Here is a 15,450-nt window from a genome sequence, read left to right as displayed (position 1 = left end):
GTTGGGCGCTTGCCCAACCTTCATTGCGTGCCGAACAAACCGGTCCAGTAAATGCCCGCATCACTCTTCGGGTCCATGGCGTAGGCCGCGCCCAGTTCTCGAAATTGCGGGTTCATCAGGTTGGCACAATGACCGGGGCTGGCGAGCCAGCCATCGACAACCTTGCGCGGGGTGTCCAGACCGGCGGCGATGTTTTCGCCGATGTTTTTGGCGATGTAACCGGCCAGCTCGGCGCGGTCGCCGGGCGTGCGGCCGTCGTGGTCCAGATGGTCGAAGAAATTGCCGTTGGCCATGTTGCGCGTGTGGCTGTTGGCGGCGCTGGCCAGGGTGTCGTTCCACGACAACGGGGTGGTCGCGGTAAATGCCTGGGTGCCGCATTGGCGAGGTTGTGTACGGGCGGCGTTGATCAAGTCCAGCAGTTTCCGGCCTTCAGTCTGCCAATCCCCCAGTCCGCTGGACAGTAAGGGCCGGGCCAGCACGATGCGCCAGTCCTGACCGCTGTTGCTCACGCCGATGTCGATAAATTGCGGATCCAGCACCACCCGGCAGAAGCTCTCGCGCACCGCCTTCATGGCGGACTGAGCATCCTTGGGACCGGACAGGCTGATGGCCTGCACGTTCACCATCGGATACGCGGCCCGGGCCAGCGCCTGCTGAAGGTCGCCGACGTTAGTGGCCGGCAGCACCAGCCGTGTGTCGCTCGCCAGTGGCGGCAGTTCCTGGGAACCCTGGTCACCGCAGCGCTGCACCTGGCTGCGGTACTCGTTGATCTGTTGCACCAGCTGACTTTCTTCATTCGCCATCGCGCTGGCGCAGAACACCGTACTGGCGGCCAGCGTCGTAAGACCCATCATCAATGACAGAACGCGCATGGACGTTACCCTTGAGCTTGAAAGTGCCCATGATGCGCGATGTAACCCCATCTGGCGCAACGCCTTTTTTGTTTTTTTGCCTCAGTGGGGGTTATGAAGGCCGTTCACGGCGCGGTTGCGGCCCGATGCCATCACTGCGGCCAGGAGGATCAGGCCGCACGCGACGGCGAAGGTGGCGTGCAGGCCATTCGCCAGTGATTGTGGGGTGGCGTGGGTTATATCGGGTGCAGTCCAGGCGAATACGGCGCTGAGTGCCCAAGCACCGACAATCAGGCCGAGGTTGCGCGACAGGTTCAATAGACCCGAGACCGTGCCGCGCCGAATCGCAGCGACATTGCGCATCACGGCGGTATTGTTCGCCGCCTGGAAGAGGCTGTAGCCCGCCGTCAAAACAATCAGCGCGCCCAGGTAGGTGAACAACTCCGAAGCCAACGTCAGCAGCAGGGCGCCGCACAGCAGAATGCCGAGTCCGCTGCAGGTCATGCGTTGGCTGCCCAGGCGGTCGGTCAGGCGGCCCGCCGGTATGCCGGTGATTGCTGCGACACAGGGCCCGACCGCCATGGCCAGACCCATCGAGGCTGGGTCGAGCCCCAAACCACGGGACAGGTAAAACGGCCCGACAACAAAGGTGGCCATGATCACCGCCGCTACCAGCGCGCTCATCGCCAAGCCCGTGCGCAATGACGAATCCTTTAACAACGCCCAGATACCCAGGTCGCTGGATGCCGGCGTGTGTCGCTGATCCACCGGCAGAAAACGCCAGGCAAGGGCGACGGCCAGCAGGCCCAGCGGCACGCCCACCAGAAATAATGCACGCCAGCCCCACAGGCTCAGCAACACGCCTCCGACGCTGGGGCCCATGGCGGTTCCGACCGCCGACATGGTGCCCAGCAAACCCATCACTCGGCCGGTGCGGCCCTGGGGCACGGTATCGCCGACCATGCCCAAGGTCATGGCCATCATGATGGCTGCACCAAGGCCTTGCAGGCTGCGCGCGGCAATCAGCGCGTTGAGCGAGGACGCGCCGCCGCACAGCCCGCAGGCCAGGCTGAACAGCAGCAAGCCGCCTATTAACAACCGACGCCGCCCCAGGCGATCACCCAGGCGACCGGCGCTGAGGATCACCGCCGTGATCGCCAGCAGATACGCCAGCACCACCCACTGCACGGCGTGGAAGGACGCGTCGAACGCCTGCGTCAGGCTGGGCAGGCCCACATTGGCGATGCTGGTGCCGAGTGAGGCCAGCAGCATGGACAGCGACAGGCTGATGAGGCTGCCGCGCGGGGACGTAGACATGGGCAATTCCTTGAATGAAGGCAATTGTCACAAATCTACGGCGTCGCCTAACATGGCGGAAGACGCAGGAGTTGCAGTGAATACCTGCACCAAACGCCTGATGAGAACCTCTTATGCCTGATCTGAATTTGCTGATCACCCTGGATGTGCTGCTTGCCGAAGGCAGCGTCGCCGGCGCGGCCAAGCGCCTGGGTTTGAGCCCCTCGGCCATGAGTCGCGCCTTGGCCCGCCTGCGTGAAACCACCGGCGACCCATTGCTGGTGCGCGCCGGTCGCGGCCTGGTGCCCACGCCACGGGCGGTGGAGCTGCGTGAACAGGTCAGTGATTTGGTTCAGGCTGCCCACGCGGTGCTGCGGCCTGCGCAGTTTGTGGACATGGCGGTGGTGGCGCGCACCTTCACCTTGCGCACTAGTGAAGAGTTCGTCGAAAACTTTGGCCCGGCGCTGCTGGCACGCATCGCCCGAGAGGCGCCCGGCGTGCGCCTGCGTTTCATCAATAAAAACGACAAGGACAGCACGCTGTTGCGCGACGGCAGTGTCGATCTGGAAACCGGCGTGGTCGATCCCACTGCCAGCCCTGAAGTGCTGACCCAGGCTTTGTTCCGCGACCGCTTGATTGGCGTAGTGCGTAACGGCCATCCCCTGAGTCGCGGTGAAATCAGCGTCGCGCGTTATGCCGAGGGCCAGCACGTCTATGTCTCGCGGCGTGGGCAGGCGCGCGGTCAGATCGACGATGCGCTCGAAACCTTGGGCTTCACGCGGCAGATCACCAGCATCGTCGCGGGTTTCTCCACTGCCATCTCCCTGGCCCGCGACACCGACCTGATCGCCAGTGTGCCGGAACGCTACACCGCCCACCGTCGCGACCTGTTTTGCTTTGCCCTGCCGCTGACGTTGCCGACCTTTACTGTGGCGATGCTCTGGCACCCACGGCTGAACGCGGACTTGGCGCACCGCTGGCTGCGCGGATGCCTGCGTGAGGTCTGCGGGCAATAGACCGTGCGCAACAGGTACAATCCCCGCTGCCTAGACGTGAACCCCCAGGAATTTGCATGTTCAGCCTTACCCGCTACACCACACCATGCCCCGAGCCCATCAACGGCCAGATCCTGCAGATGGTGGTAGACAACCTCACTGACATCAGCAGCGTCGCGTTGCCGCCGAGTAACCTGCTCTACAACATCTACCAGTATGCGGTTGGCTTTGAAGTGCACCTTTACCTGCAGGCGCTGAATGGGGAGAAGGGCATTGACGTCGAACTGATCGTGGCTACCGACGCCGAGGACTCGGAGACCGTCATCGGTTTTTTGCTTTGCCTACCGGTGAAGGATGATCCCGAAGCCTGTGGCATTGCCTTCATGGCTGTAAAAGCCGGTTTGCGCCGCCAGGGCGTGGCACGGGGGATGATGCAAGACGTGCTGGCGCGCTATCCCCATGCCGAATTGGCGTGTGTCGTGGAAAAGGTGCCTGCGTTCGAAGCCCTGGGCTTTCAAGTACGCGCCGCACGTGGCACCCAGGTGCTGATGAACACCCGCGACTACGGCACGGATGGCCTGATGGGCGTGCTGGACGTAGCCGCGATCTATAGCTCCCTCGAAGTGCGGCAGATCCATACCTACCTGCTGCAAAAACACGGCAAGCGGGCGATGGTCGACGCGGAGAAGCAGCGGGATCGGCATCTTGACCAATTGACGCGCAAAGTCCGGTTGTTCTTGCAGGAGCGGGGCTGAAACAGAGCGCCAACCACCGATCCCCTGTAGGCGCTCCCGAGCTTTAGCGAGGCAGCGATTACAGTGGGTCAGGCGACAAAACAGGCGCGCGGTTAACCATCGCCAATAGGATCGCCAACAATTCGTGCTGGGCTTCTTCTCGGCTGATTTCGCCGTCGGCCGCTGCGTGGGACAAGGCTTCCGCCGCGCCCAGCATGGCCCGCAGGCCGGCTTGTGACAGCGTGCCGTTGGGGGCGAAGGGCGCCAGGGCGTCACGGCATTTGTCGAGAAAAATGGCCTCGTATTTGCGCTTCAGCGCTTCCAATTCCGGTGAACCGCTCAACGCGGCGGTCACGCCCGGAATTTCCCGACCCTGCAATAACACGCAGTCCACGTAGGACGCGGCGATGACCCAGGCGCGGTCTTGCAGGGTTGCACGGCTGGCCTCGATGGCATCGGCGAAGGCTTGGTTCTGACGCCCGTCGAAGTCTTCATACAGCGCCGCCAACAACCCCGCACGGGTGACGAAATGGTCATAGACCACCGGTTTGGTCACGCCCGCCAGTTCCGCCAGGCGGCCCAGGGTCAGGGCGTCGGTGCCTTCCTCGCGCACCAGTTGCCAGGCCACTTCCAACAATTGATGCAGGCGATCCTCACGGGACAAACGACGACGTGGGGCAGGGGATTCAGTGCTTGACATGCTTATATACCAAAAGTAACTTATTTGAATTAACTTACCAAAAGTAACTAAGCCCAGCCTAAACCGAAAGAGAGTCAATGTCATGCACGCACTGATCGTTGTTGCTCATCACGACCCACAATCCCTCACCCACAGCATCGCCACGCAAGTCGCTGCAGGCCTCAGCAGTTGCGGCCACACCTACGAAATCGCCGACCTCGCCGCCGAAGGTTTCGACCCGCGCTACACCGCCGCCGACCACCGCGTACACCGTAACCACGCCACGCCACCGGCCGATGTGCTCGCTGAACAGGCGCGCCTCGACCGCGCCGACGCCTTGGTACTCGCTTTCCCTATCTACTGGTGGTCGCTGCCGGGGCTGCTCAAGGGGTGGGTCGATCGAGTGTTCGTCAATGGCTGGGCGATCGACTACGGCCCGGATACCCCAGTGGTGAAAAAACTGCGGCATTTGCAGGTGCACCTGTTGGCCCTCGGCGCTGCGGATGCCGGCGCGTTTGACCGCCACGGCTATGCCACGGCGATGCGCACGCAGATCGACTACGGCATCTTTGATTACTGTGGGGCGAAGGTGGTGACGTCCGAGTTGTTGTTGGACTCAGAGGGCGGAGCAGCCGAGGCGCATCTGAAAACGGCAAAGGCCATCGGGCAGCGGCTGTTCGAAGCCGAGACAGTCGCCGGTTGAGTCAACCTTCGCGAAACAGGTCGTGGGCATCCAGCAGGCGGTAGGCGATTTCCGGGCGTTTCTCAAGGCCTCGGCGAATCGCCGCCGGGATCGATTGCCGAGTCTTGCGGCACATGCCCGGTAGTTCGTCGATAACGATCTGGATCCCGCGCATGCTTTTGACCTCGGTGTGTCCCGGCGCGATATGCACGCGAATGCCCAGTTGCTGGTACATCAGCTGTTGCATGCGCTCCAGGTCTTGCAGGCTCTTGAGGTCTTCGAGGCGGTCGAGCAGGCGTTTTTCTTCCTGGCGCGTGAGGTTGAGGATGCGCAGGTCGGCGCCGGGGGCTTCAAGCAATTGCTCGCGGTCGCAGACACAGGCGCCGGGTGGGCAGGGTTGGCGAATTGTCATGTGCATTCCCTCCCCATTTCGGCGCCGCTGACTCAGTAGCTCAGCGCGACCCCAAGACTGCCCAGGGCCTTCCAGTACTCAGGATAGGTCTTGGCCACGCAGTCCGGATCCTGGATGCGGATACCCGACACTTTCAAACCAGCCAGGGCAAAGCACATGGCGATGCGGTGGTCGGCGTGGGTGTCGATGAGCGCGTTGCAGGATGTACCGGCCAGTCCAGGATCAGCGGCCACCAGCAGGTCATCGCCTTCGATGGTCGCCAGGCCCGGACGGATTTCATTGAGGCCGTCATGCAGTGCCTGCACGCGATCACATTCCTTGACCCGAAGGTTGGCCAGCTCTGTGAAGCGCACCGGGGTGTTGTTGAACGCGGCCAGCACGGCCAGCGTCGGGATCGCGTCCTGCATCTGAGAGCCGACCACGGTGGCCTGCATGTTCGGGAACTGGGCGATCACGGCCTGGGCCTTGGCGTCCGGTTGGGTGAAGTCCTGCGCGGCCACGCCGATGTCTATACGGCCACCGGTCAACACTTCAGCAGCCCACAGGTACGTGGCAGCGGACGCGTCGGGTTCGATCAAGTAGTCATGGGCGGTGTAGCCAGTGGGGGCTACACGCCAGGTGGTGTCGTTGACCTCATCAACCTGCGCCCCGAAGGCACGCATGCAGTCCAGGGTCAGGTCCACGTAGCCACGGGCGCCGATGTCCTTGCCGGTCAACGCCACCTCAATCGGAGCTTCACCGCACGCGGCCAGCATCAACAGGGCCGAGACGTATTGGCTGGACAAACCGCCGTCGATCTCAAAACGCTTGGCCTGGACCTTGCCCACGCCGTGCACGGTCACCGGTGGGCAACCGGTCGGGCTGTCGACCTGGATGCCGTTCTCGCTGAGGGTGGTCAGCAGCGGGCCGATCGGGCGCTTCTGCATATAGTGGTCGCCGTCCAGCACCACGGCGCCTTCGACGGTGGCGACGGCGGCGGTGAGAAAGCGCATCGCCGTGCCGGCATTGCCCAGGAACAGCGGTTGCGCAGGCAACTGAAGCTTGCCGCTGCCTGTGACGACAAAGGTGGTGTCATCCGGCTCATCGATGGTAACGCCCATTTGGCGCAGGGCCACCGACATGTGGCGGGTGTCGTCGCTTTTCAGCGCGCCACTGAGGCGGCTGGTGCCCTTGGCCAGGGCGGCCAGCAGCAGGGCGCGGTTGGTAATGGACTTGGAGCCGGGCGGTGCGACCTTGCCGTTCAGGGGGAAGTTGGGCGGTGTAACGGTCACGGTTTTCTGCGAACTCAAGGTACAAGGCTCCTGATCAAGGCAAGGTGGGACGGAGTGGCCGACGGGCGGACCCGAATAATCGGCCAAAGGTGCAGTGCTTGTCGAGGTTTAGCGCCGGCTCAACCAGTAATCATGCAGGGCCCGCGCGGCCGGTTCGATCTCGCTGACGCGTTGCTGGTGAGCCTGCACATCCAAGTCGGCCGGCAACTCGAAGTTGTCCTGCTCGGCGCACCAGGAGATTTTCTCCAACTGCGCGGCCTGTTCGGCAGGCAGTTGCGGCCAGTTGCCGATGGCTGCGCCTCGGATATAGCCAAAGCACCATTCTTCCGCGAGGGTTACGGTTTGGCCTTGATGTTCGGTGTCGTCGAAGCGTGCTTTGAAGCCTTGTGCGTCGGTCGCCAGTTGGGCGGCCAGGGTGTTGCTGTGACGTACGCACAACTCCAGAAAGCGCTGGGCGTCGTCCATGCTGTCCCATTCAGGGTTCTGACCACCCCAGATTGCCGGGAACCACTCGGCTACATCCACCTGTGCCGGGCTGGACACCAATGCGGTGAAGTAACCGTCGAGCTCCGCCAGGTTCAGCACCGAATGGTCATCGCCGTACTTGAGCAGGGTTTCTTCGATGAAGTCGAAATCGGCGGGGGCAAGGGGTTGGGCGTGCATGGCATTTCCTTAAAACGTCGAGCGCCGCACAGAAGGCGGCTTAAAGCGCCAAGGATGGCGCCTGGCAGGGTTTTTTGCCAGTCCCGCTTTTGGCCGATGCGCCGTGGTGGACCCTTGTTATAGTTCGGGCCTTATCACTCGCCAGTCAGGGATCACTGCCATGTCCGAATACCAAGCGTTCGTCGTCGAAGTCACTGGCAACGTTGCCCATGTGCAGATCAACCGCCCGGAAAAGATCAACGCGATGAACGCGGTGTTCTGGACCGAGATCATCGACATTTTCCAATGGGTCGAAGACACCGACGCCGTGCGTGCCGTGGTGCTCAGCGGCGCCGGCAAGCATTTCTCGTCCGGTATCGACCTGATGATGTTGGCCTCCGTGGCCAACGCCTTTGGCAAGGACGTGGGCCGCAACGCGCGGCTGCTGCGCCGCAAAATCCTGGAGCTGCAAGCCTCGTTCAACGCGGTCGACAACTGCCGCAAGCCGGTATTGGCGGCGATCCACGGCTACTGCATCGGCGGCGCCATCGACCTGATCAGCGCCTGCGACATGCGCTACGCGGCTGAAGACGCACAGTTTTCCATCAAGGAAATCGACATCGGCATGGCTGCCGACGTCGGCACCCTGCAACGCCTGCCACGCATCATCGGTGACGGCATGCTGCGTGAGCTGGCCTATACCGGTCGCCAATTCGGTGCCGAGGAAGCGCGCAGCATTGGCCTGGTCAACCGCGTTTATCCCGATCACGAGCAACTGCTGGCCGGCGTAATGGAAATCGCCCATCAGATCGCCGCCAAGTCGCCGATTGCTGTGACCGGCACCAAGGCCATGATCAGTTATATGCGTGACCATACGGTCAATGATGGTCTCGAATACGTTGCCACCTGGAACTCGGCTATGTTGCAATCCAACGACCTGCGCGTGGCCATCGCGGCCCATATGAGTAAGCAGAAACCCGAATTCGTGGATTGACTGACATGACCCAAGGCTGGATTACCACAACGTTGCTGGACAACGACACTCCCGGCGGCTGGGCTGTCGCCCGCAGCCGCGACGGCTTTTTACATGACACCAATGGCCCGCTGTTCCCTCGGGAATGGCTCAAGCGCCAGGACTTGTCGGTGTTCGCCGAGCACGGTATCGGACACCTCGACGGGGAGCCGGTGTACTTGCTGGAACTTAACTCCGCCGCTGACGTGCCGGGCTGCGGCTGGCAAGGCCTGCGCGGCTTTATGCTGCAAGGCGATCACACCCTGTACAAAGTGCTCGGATACGCCGCCCAGATCGGCACCTGGGCGCGGGAGCATCGTTTTTGCGGCAGTTGCGGCCAGGCCATGGTCCAGGTGCCGCGGGAGCGAGCGATGTTCTGCCAGGCCTGCGACCTGCGCAGTTACCCGCGGATCTCGCCGAGCATGATCGTGCTGGTGACCCGCGGCGACGAGATTCTGTTGGCGCGTTCACCGCGTTTTGTCACTGGCGTGTACAGCACGCTGGCGGGGTTTGCCGAGCCGGGCGAGTCGGCCGAGGACTGCCTGATTCGCGAGGTGCGCGAGGAAGTGCAGGTGGAGGTCAAGAACATTCAGTACATGGGCAGCCAGTGCTGGCCGTTCCCCCATTCGATGATGCTGGGCTTTCACGCCGAGTACGCCGGTGGCGATATCGTGCCCCAGGCTGACGAGATCGAGGACGCGCAGTGGTTCAACATCCACGATCTGCCGCCGTTGCCCGCTTCACGTTCGATTGCGCGCTACCTGATCGACCTCTATTTGGCCCGTCGCTTAGGCCACGCTGAACCAGTGCTGCCAGGCTAGGCGCACCGTCAGGCCGAGGACCACGGTGATGAACACCGGGCGAATGAATTTGGCGCCGCCGCTGATTGCGCTGCGCGCGCCAAAGAATGCGCCACACATCACCGACACGCCCATCGCCAGCCCGACTATCCAGTCCACTGACCCGTTGAAGATAAACACCGACAGCGCTGCCGCGTTGCTGACGAAGTTCATGCTGCGCGCAACGCCGCTGGCCTTCACCAGGTCAATGGGGTGCAGCAACATGGTGCTGACCGTCCAGAACGCGCCGGTACCGGGGCCGGCCACGCCATCGTAGAAACCCAGGCCGAAGCCTTGGGTGGACTGCCATTTCTTCTTGATCGGCGCGTCGTTATCCAGCGCTGCCTTGGGCGTTCCGCCAAACAGTAGGTACAGGCCGCAACCGAAGACGATTACCGGGAGCATTTTGTTCAGGGTTTCGGCGGGCAGGTAGTGGGCGACGACCGCGCCGGTCAATGCACCGATCAACGTGCCGACGATGGCATGAACCCACTGGCGTGGGTGGAACAGCTTGCGGCGGTAGAAGGTAAAGCTGGCGGTGGCGGAACCGAAGGTGGAACTGAGCTTGTTGGTGCCCAATACCAAGTGCGGTGGCATGCCTGCGGTGAGCAGGGCGGGCGTGGTCAGCAGGCCGCCGCCACCGGCGATGGCGTCGATGAAACCGGCGACAAAGGCCACGACGGCGAGAATGGCGAGGGTGGTGAGGTCTACGCTAAGTTCGAAAGGCATTGGGCAGGGCTTATGGTTGGCAGTGCGCAGCAAAGCGCTGTGCGAAGGGCCGCCATCTTACCTCCCAGAGGGACGCAGAACCAAATGTGGGAGGGGGCTTGTCCCCGATTGCGGTGTGCCAGTCAGCTTATCTGTCACTGATGCACCGTCATCGGGGGCAAGCCCCCTCCCACATGTTTTACCGTGTCCGGTTGGCTATTTGTGGGTGCCCAACCATTCCAGCGCCGTGCGCCAGATGCAAATCCCCAGGAAATACGCCGACATCAGCGACCACAACCCGAACGTCCACGGGTTGGTATTGGGGTAATCCACCACCATCAAAAAGCTGCACAGCAACCAGATCGTGGTCACGGCGATATTGATTGGCATGAAGCGCTTGACCCGGAACGGGTGCAGGAACTTCATCGGCGTCACAGTCAGCAGGGCCAGGCCGATCACGGTCAGCAGCGTGACCCAGGCCTCCGGCTGGATGATGTATACGCACAGGGCAACCACGTTCCAGGCGGCGGGGAAGCCGACGAAGTAGTTGTCCTTGCTCTTCATGTTGACGTTGCAGAAGCAGAACAGCGACGAGACCAGGATCACCGACACCGTGAACAGATGGGTGAATTCCGGCAGGTCGATGTAGCGGTAGATGAACAGTGCCGGGATGAACACATAGGTGAGGTAGTCGATCACCAGGTCCAGTACCGAGCCGTCAAAGCTGGGCAGTACCGTGCTGACATTCAACCGTCGCGCCAGGGAACCGTCCACGCCGTCCACCACCAGCGCCAGGCCCAGCCACAGCAGGCAGGCCTTGGGTGAGTTCTCCAGCAGCGCCAGAGTGGCCAAAAACGCCAGCACCACGCCGGTGGCGGTGAAGCCGTGGGCGCCCCAGGCTTTGATTCTGGCTACATGCAGGGTCGATATCACGGGCGGTTCTCCAAAGGGTGAAACGGGGCAGCCGACAACGTGACGCCGTCGAGTCTGGCCGGGGAATGCAGGTATCGACCGGGAAGGGGGTCATAAGGTTCACCGCCCGGCGTATCACTTAGCGTAGCAAGCGTAGGACGTTTCGGCATCAGCCTTGACGGAACACCAGGGCCTTGAGGCCACTTTGCGCGTCAATATCCGGAAATTCCGGCGGGTTTTCCAGGCGTTCTACATATCGCAGGCCTGGAGCCTCGCGGGTCACGCCGTCGATCAGGAAGTCTTCGCCAAAGGCCGGGTCGTTCATGCAGGCGAGCACCGTGCCCTGCGCCGTGAGCAAATCCGGCAGGCGGCGTAGTACTCGCTGGTAGTCCTTGGTGAGCAGGAAGCTGCCTTTCTGAAAGGACGGCGGGTCGATGATCACCAGGTCGTAGGGACCGCTGTTGGTGACCTTGGCCCAAGACTTGAACAAATCGTGGCCCAGAAAGGTGACGTTGCTCAAGTCATGACCGTTCAGGCGATGGTTGTCACGGCCGCGGCTCAGGGCGCCACGGGCCATGTCGAGGTTAACCACGTGGTCGGCGCCGCCTTCGATGGCTGCCACTGAGAAACCGCAGGTATAGGCAAACAGATTGAGCACGCGCTGACCCTTGGCTTGTTCGCGCACCCAGTTGCGACCGTAGCGCATGTCGAGGAATAGCCCACTGTTCTGCTTTTTGCCCAAGTCAATCAGGTAGCGCAGGCCGCCTTCGGTGATGGTCAATTCGTCGATGGCCTCGCCCACCAGCCATTCGGTGGTGCTTTGCGGCAGGTAGCGGTGTTGCAGCGCGACGGTGTGGGCGCCGAATCGAGCCCAGTCGAAGTCGATCAGCAGCTGTTGCAACGCCTGCAGGTGCGCCGGCTCGGGCTCCTTGAACAGCGCGATCAGAATAACCCCTTGCAGCCAGTCCACCGTCAACTGTTCCAGCCCAGGCCAGCAGCGGCCACGGCCATGGAATAGGCGTCGGGTTTCAGCCGGTGCGCTGGCCAGGGCGGTAAGCAGGTGGGCGTGCAGAGTGGCAAGTGCGTCTGGGGTCATCGTTGAGCGTCGGTCGTTGAGCGGGCGGCATTTTAACCACAATTGAGGGTTTAAAAGGCAGCGATCAACGGTGGACCAAATGCCTCGCGGATAAAACCCGGGGCGATATACCGCTCGTAATGCGCTTCTGACAGCAGAAAAAACTCGCGGTCGATCGCATCGCGCAAATCCGCCAGGTGTCGCTCACGAAACTCCGGCAACAACGCCAACCCGTAAGCGTCGAGTTTGGAAATCACCCGCGCACCTCGGGCAATTAGTTGGTAAGCCCAGCAATACGGCGACTGATGCGGCATGAACCGAATCTTGCGGTCTTCGAGTTGCTGGCGCAGGCGCTGCGGATCGAACACTTCCAGCTTGCTGGTCATCACTTGCACCAGCAACTGCTCAAGGCGCAGCCATACCGCCTGCTTTTCCTCGGCGTTGTAGCCATTCCACTGGATCACTTCATGGTGATAACGCTTGCAGCCTCGGCAGACCAGGTCACCGTAAACGGTAGAGCACAGGCCGACGCACGGGGTTTTAATGGTTTGGTTGGGCATAAAAGGCAATTTGCAAAGTTGATGGAACACCGCGTTCCCAATGTAGGAGGGGGCTTGCTCCCGAATGCGGTGTATCAGTCAAAGGTGTTTTAACTGAGCCACTGCTATCGGGAGCAAGCCCCCTCCCACACATTGGATCTGTGCTGTTAATTAGTCCCAGCTCAGCGCGCCGCCAGTCTGATACTCGATCACACGGGTTTCGAAGAAGTTTTTCTCTTTCTTCAAGTCCATGATTTCGCTCATCCACGGGAACGGGTTAGTGGTCCCTGGATACTCTTCTTTAAGACCGATCTGCGACAGACGACGGTTCGCGATGAACTTGAGGTAATCCTCCATCATCGCCGCGTTCATGCCCAATACGCCGCGCGGCATGGTGTCGCGAGCATATTCAATCTCCAGCTGAGTCCCTTGCAGGATCATCTGGGTCGCTTCTTCTTTCATCTCGGCATCCCACAGGTGTGGGTTTTCGATTTTGATCTGGTTGATCACATCGATACCGAAGTTCAGGTGCATCGACTCATCGCGCAGGATGTACTGGAACTGTTCCGCGACGCCGGTCATTTTGTTGCGGCGGCCCATGGAGAGGATCTGGGTGAAGCCGCAGTAGAAGAAGATGCCTTCCAGCACGCAGTAGTAAGCAACGAGGTTGCGCAGCAGTTCTTTGTCGGTCTCAACGGTGCCGGTTTCGAACTTCGGATCGGAGATCGAACGGGTGTACTTCAGGCCCCAAGCCGCTTTCTTAGCGACCGATGGGATCTCGTGGTACATGTTGAAGATCTCGCCTTCATCCATGGCCAACGATTCGATGCAGTACTGGTAGGCGTGGGTGTGGATCGCTTCTTCGAAGGCCTGGCGCAGGATGTACTGGCGGCACTCCGGGTTGGTGATCAGGCGGTACACGGCCAGCACCAGATTGTTGGCAACCAGGGAGTCGGCGGTGGAGAAGAAGCCCAGGTTGCGCATGACGATGCGGCGTTCGTCGTCGGTCAGGCCTTCGGGGTTTTTCCACAGCGCGATATCGGCGGTCATGTTGACCTCTTGCGGCATCCAGTGGTTGGCGCAGCCGTCGAGGTACTTCTGCCAGGCCCAGTCGTACTTGAAGGGCACGAGTTGGTTGAGGTCGGCGCGGCAGTTGATCATGCGTTTTTCGTCAACGGCGACGCGGGCGGAGGCGCCTTCGAGTTCGGCGAGGCCTTCGGCGACGTCGAGTTTGTCCAGGGCAGCCTTGGCGCGCACGATGGCGGCGGAGTCGTTGGCAGTCACATGGCGTGCTTCCAGCGCGGCAGCGGCGCCGGCACCGTCGAGGCGGTCCATGTTGGCTTCACTGGCGTGGCCGGCGTTGGCGCCCTTGATCACCGCTGCACCGGTGTCTTCGTTGTCGACTTCATCCCAACTCAGCATTGAAATACTCCCTTCTGTTCTGTTTTGACGGCCTGTAAAGCCGTCCAAAAAATATGCGATTTGCAGGCTACTAGGCATTGAAATAGTGCGCATAGTGTGGTCGGTAAATACCGATACTGCACACTATGTAGTGGTCTGTTTTGTTTGTGGGCACACTATATGGTGTGTAACAAGGTTGGTCAACGAACAACAATGGCTTGACTGTCGCAGGGGCCATGGGCCGCGGGAAGGCTCTACGGCGCGCCTAAGCTAATTCCAAAAAGATATTTATTGGTGGTTTTTAAGATCGTTTAGCTTGGATGCTTCTAACGGATTCTGTTCAAGGAGCGAGCCGCCGATGGCCCACGTGCAGTCAATCACCACCTTGCCGCTGTTGGACCTGTCGCAACTCGACGGCAGCCCGCAGCAGCGCCAGCAGTTTCTCGATGAGCTGCGCCTGGCAGCGCGGCATATCGGATTTTTCTACCTCACCGGCCACGGCATCGACCCGTCGCTGCTGGCCGAGGTGCAGCAGCAGGCGCGCGCATTTTTTGCCTTGCCCGAGGCCGACAAGCTGGCGGTGGGCATGCTCAATTCGCCGCATTTTCGCGGTTACAACCGCGCGGCGTCCGAGATCACCCGTGGCCAGCCGGACCTGCGTGAACAGTTCGACGTCGGCGCAGAACGAGAGCCGTTGGCGCTGGGTCAATACCCGGCCGCCTGGGCACGCCTGCAAGGCCCCAACCAATGGCCGACCGCGTTACCCCAACTCAAACCGCTGGTACTGGGCTGGCAACAGGCGATGACACAAATGGCCCTGCGCCTGCTGCGCGCCTTCGCCCAGGCCTTGTCCCTGCCGGAAAACGCTTTCGACGCGTTGTATGGCGACAAACCCAACGAACACATCAAGCTGATCCGCTACCCCGGCCGCCACGCCCAGCAAAGTCGCCAAGGCGTGGGCGCACACAAGGACTCGGGTTTCCTCAGCTTTCTGCTGCAAGACCAGCAGGCCGGTTTGCAGGTGGAAGTGGAAGAGGGCCGTTGGATCGATGCCGCGCCGCGCCCCGACACCCTCGTGGTCAACATCGGCGAGCTGCTTGAACTGGCCAGTAACGGTTACCTGCGCGCCACCGTGCACCGGGTGGTGTCGCCGCCGGTGGGCAGCGAGCGCTTGTCCCTGGCGTTTTTCCTTGGTGCGCAACTGGACGCGGTGGTGCCGGTGTACCAACTGACGCCCGAACTGTTGCGCGACGCCCATGGCCCAGAGAGCGATCCGCGCAACCCATTACTGCGTGACGTGGGCTGGAATTACCTCAAGGGCCGCCTGCGCTCCCACCCCGATGTCGCCCAACGCTTCTACGCCGACGCCACGTTACCCCACGCACTGTCCGCCTGATCAGGA

General features: G+C 61.6%; 17 protein-coding genes. 6 read left to right on the top strand and 11 right to left on the bottom strand.

Annotated features, from left to right (window positions below; translation table 11 throughout):
• Window positions 1–20: 20 nt before the first annotated feature.
• On the bottom strand, window positions 21–872 hold the full coding sequence (locus tag ACKZ62_RS16495) for a CAP domain-containing protein (protein WP_032886845.1): 852 nt from the start codon (window positions 870–872) through the stop codon (window positions 21–23).
• Between the two features lie 81 nt (window positions 873–953).
• The gene (locus ACKZ62_RS16490) at window positions 954–2,168 is read right to left on the bottom strand and encodes an MFS transporter (protein WP_447095534.1); all 1,215 of its coding nucleotides are present in this window, start codon (window positions 2,166–2,168) and stop codon (window positions 954–956) included.
• Window positions 2,169–2,281: 113 nt separating this feature from the next.
• Here ACKZ62_RS16490 and ACKZ62_RS16485 point away from each other — a divergent pair, with 113 nt between their 5' ends.
• Window positions 2,282–3,163 carry a LysR family transcriptional regulator gene (locus ACKZ62_RS16485; protein ID WP_447095533.1) on the top strand — a complete coding sequence of 294 codons (882 nt, stop codon included), beginning with the start codon at window positions 2,282–2,284 and terminating at the stop codon, window positions 3,161–3,163.
• A 56-nt stretch (window positions 3,164–3,219) separates the two neighbouring features.
• Window positions 3,220–3,897, top strand: a complete 678-nt coding sequence (locus ACKZ62_RS16480; RefSeq protein ID WP_447095532.1) for a GNAT family N-acetyltransferase — start codon at window positions 3,220–3,222, stop codon at window positions 3,895–3,897.
• Window positions 3,898–3,955: 58 nt separating this feature from the next.
• Here the strand turns inward: ACKZ62_RS16480 and ACKZ62_RS16475 are convergent, their stop codons facing one another.
• Window positions 3,956–4,576 carry a TetR/AcrR family transcriptional regulator gene (locus ACKZ62_RS16475; protein WP_447095531.1) on the bottom strand — a complete coding sequence of 207 codons (621 nt, stop codon included), beginning with the start codon at window positions 4,574–4,576 and terminating at the stop codon, window positions 3,956–3,958.
• Between the two features lie 82 nt (window positions 4,577–4,658).
• Here ACKZ62_RS16475 and ACKZ62_RS16470 point away from each other — a divergent pair, with 82 nt between their 5' ends.
• Window positions 4,659–5,258, top strand: coding sequence for an NAD(P)H-dependent oxidoreductase (locus ACKZ62_RS16470; RefSeq protein ID WP_442116996.1), 600 nt, complete (start codon window positions 4,659–4,661; stop codon window positions 5,256–5,258).
• Window position 5,259: 1 nt separating this feature from the next.
• On the opposite strand, the gene ACKZ62_RS16465 is transcribed toward ACKZ62_RS16470, so the two are convergent.
• The 3 genes from ACKZ62_RS16465 to ACKZ62_RS16455 all read right to left on the bottom strand — a co-directional run bounded on the left by ACKZ62_RS16465 (window position 5,260) and on the right by ACKZ62_RS16455 (window position 7,583).
• A complete protein-coding gene (locus tag ACKZ62_RS16465) occupies window positions 5,260–5,649 on the bottom strand; it encodes a hypothetical protein (protein ID WP_032886837.1) in 390 nt (129 codons plus the stop codon).
• Window positions 5,650–5,681: 32 nt separating this feature from the next.
• Window positions 5,682–6,938: a 3-phosphoshikimate 1-carboxyvinyltransferase gene (locus tag ACKZ62_RS16460; RefSeq protein WP_032886836.1), complete on the bottom strand. Its 1,257-nt coding sequence runs from the start codon at window positions 6,936–6,938 to the stop codon at window positions 5,682–5,684.
• 90 nt (window positions 6,939–7,028) lie between these two features.
• On the bottom strand, window positions 7,029–7,583 hold the full coding sequence (locus ACKZ62_RS16455) for a UPF0149 family protein (RefSeq protein WP_032886834.1): 555 nt from the start codon (window positions 7,581–7,583) through the stop codon (window positions 7,029–7,031).
• 160 nt (window positions 7,584–7,743) lie between these two features.
• Between ACKZ62_RS16455 and ACKZ62_RS16450 the strand changes: the two genes are divergently transcribed.
• Together ACKZ62_RS16450 and nudC are read left to right on the top strand one after the other, a co-directional pair.
• Window positions 7,744–8,556: a crotonase/enoyl-CoA hydratase family protein gene (locus ACKZ62_RS16450; RefSeq protein ID WP_095185851.1), complete on the top strand. Its 813-nt coding sequence runs from the start codon at window positions 7,744–7,746 to the stop codon at window positions 8,554–8,556.
• 5 nt (window positions 8,557–8,561) lie between these two features.
• Complete coding sequence (nudC, locus tag ACKZ62_RS16445; protein WP_032886832.1) at window positions 8,562–9,395, top strand: NAD(+) diphosphatase; 834 nt, start codon at window positions 8,562–8,564, stop codon at window positions 9,393–9,395.
• Here the strand turns inward: nudC and ACKZ62_RS16440 are convergent.
• From ACKZ62_RS16440 to ACKZ62_RS16420, 5 genes are all read right to left on the bottom strand, one after another.
• The gene (locus tag ACKZ62_RS16440) at window positions 9,363–10,142 is read right to left on the bottom strand and encodes a TSUP family transporter (protein ID WP_032886830.1); all 780 of its coding nucleotides are present in this window, start codon (window positions 10,140–10,142) and stop codon (window positions 9,363–9,365) included. The two genes, nudC and ACKZ62_RS16440, sit on opposite strands and share 33 nt — an antisense overlap.
• Before the next feature lie 195 nt (window positions 10,143–10,337).
• Entirely contained in the window at window positions 10,338–11,054 is a 717-nt protein-coding gene (pcsA, locus tag ACKZ62_RS16435; RefSeq protein WP_181643657.1) for a phosphatidylcholine synthase, read from the bottom strand.
• 148 nt (window positions 11,055–11,202) lie between these two features.
• Window positions 11,203–12,129 carry a class I SAM-dependent methyltransferase gene (locus ACKZ62_RS16430; protein WP_447095530.1) on the bottom strand — a complete coding sequence of 309 codons (927 nt, stop codon included), beginning with the start codon at window positions 12,127–12,129 and terminating at the stop codon, window positions 11,203–11,205.
• A 50-nt stretch (window positions 12,130–12,179) separates the two neighbouring features.
• Window positions 12,180–12,668, bottom strand: a complete 489-nt coding sequence (locus ACKZ62_RS16425) for a DUF1289 domain-containing protein (protein ID WP_032886826.1) — start codon at window positions 12,666–12,668, stop codon at window positions 12,180–12,182.
• A 150-nt stretch (window positions 12,669–12,818) separates the two neighbouring features.
• The gene (locus tag ACKZ62_RS16420; protein ID WP_122681677.1) at window positions 12,819–14,069 is read right to left on the bottom strand and encodes a ribonucleotide-diphosphate reductase subunit beta; all 1,251 of its coding nucleotides are present in this window, start codon (window positions 14,067–14,069) and stop codon (window positions 12,819–12,821) included.
• 337 nt (window positions 14,070–14,406) lie between these two features.
• On the opposite strand from ACKZ62_RS16420, the gene ACKZ62_RS16415 reads away from it, so the two are divergent.
• Window positions 14,407–15,444, top strand: a complete 1,038-nt coding sequence (locus tag ACKZ62_RS16415) for an isopenicillin N synthase family dioxygenase (RefSeq protein WP_401383094.1) — start codon at window positions 14,407–14,409, stop codon at window positions 15,442–15,444.
• Window positions 15,445–15,450: the final 6 nt, after the last annotated feature.

This window comes from Pseudomonas sivasensis (genome assembly GCF_052938085.1).
The sequence above is the reverse complement of the archived record's forward strand: the minus strand, read 5'-3'. Positions and strand labels throughout refer to the sequence as shown.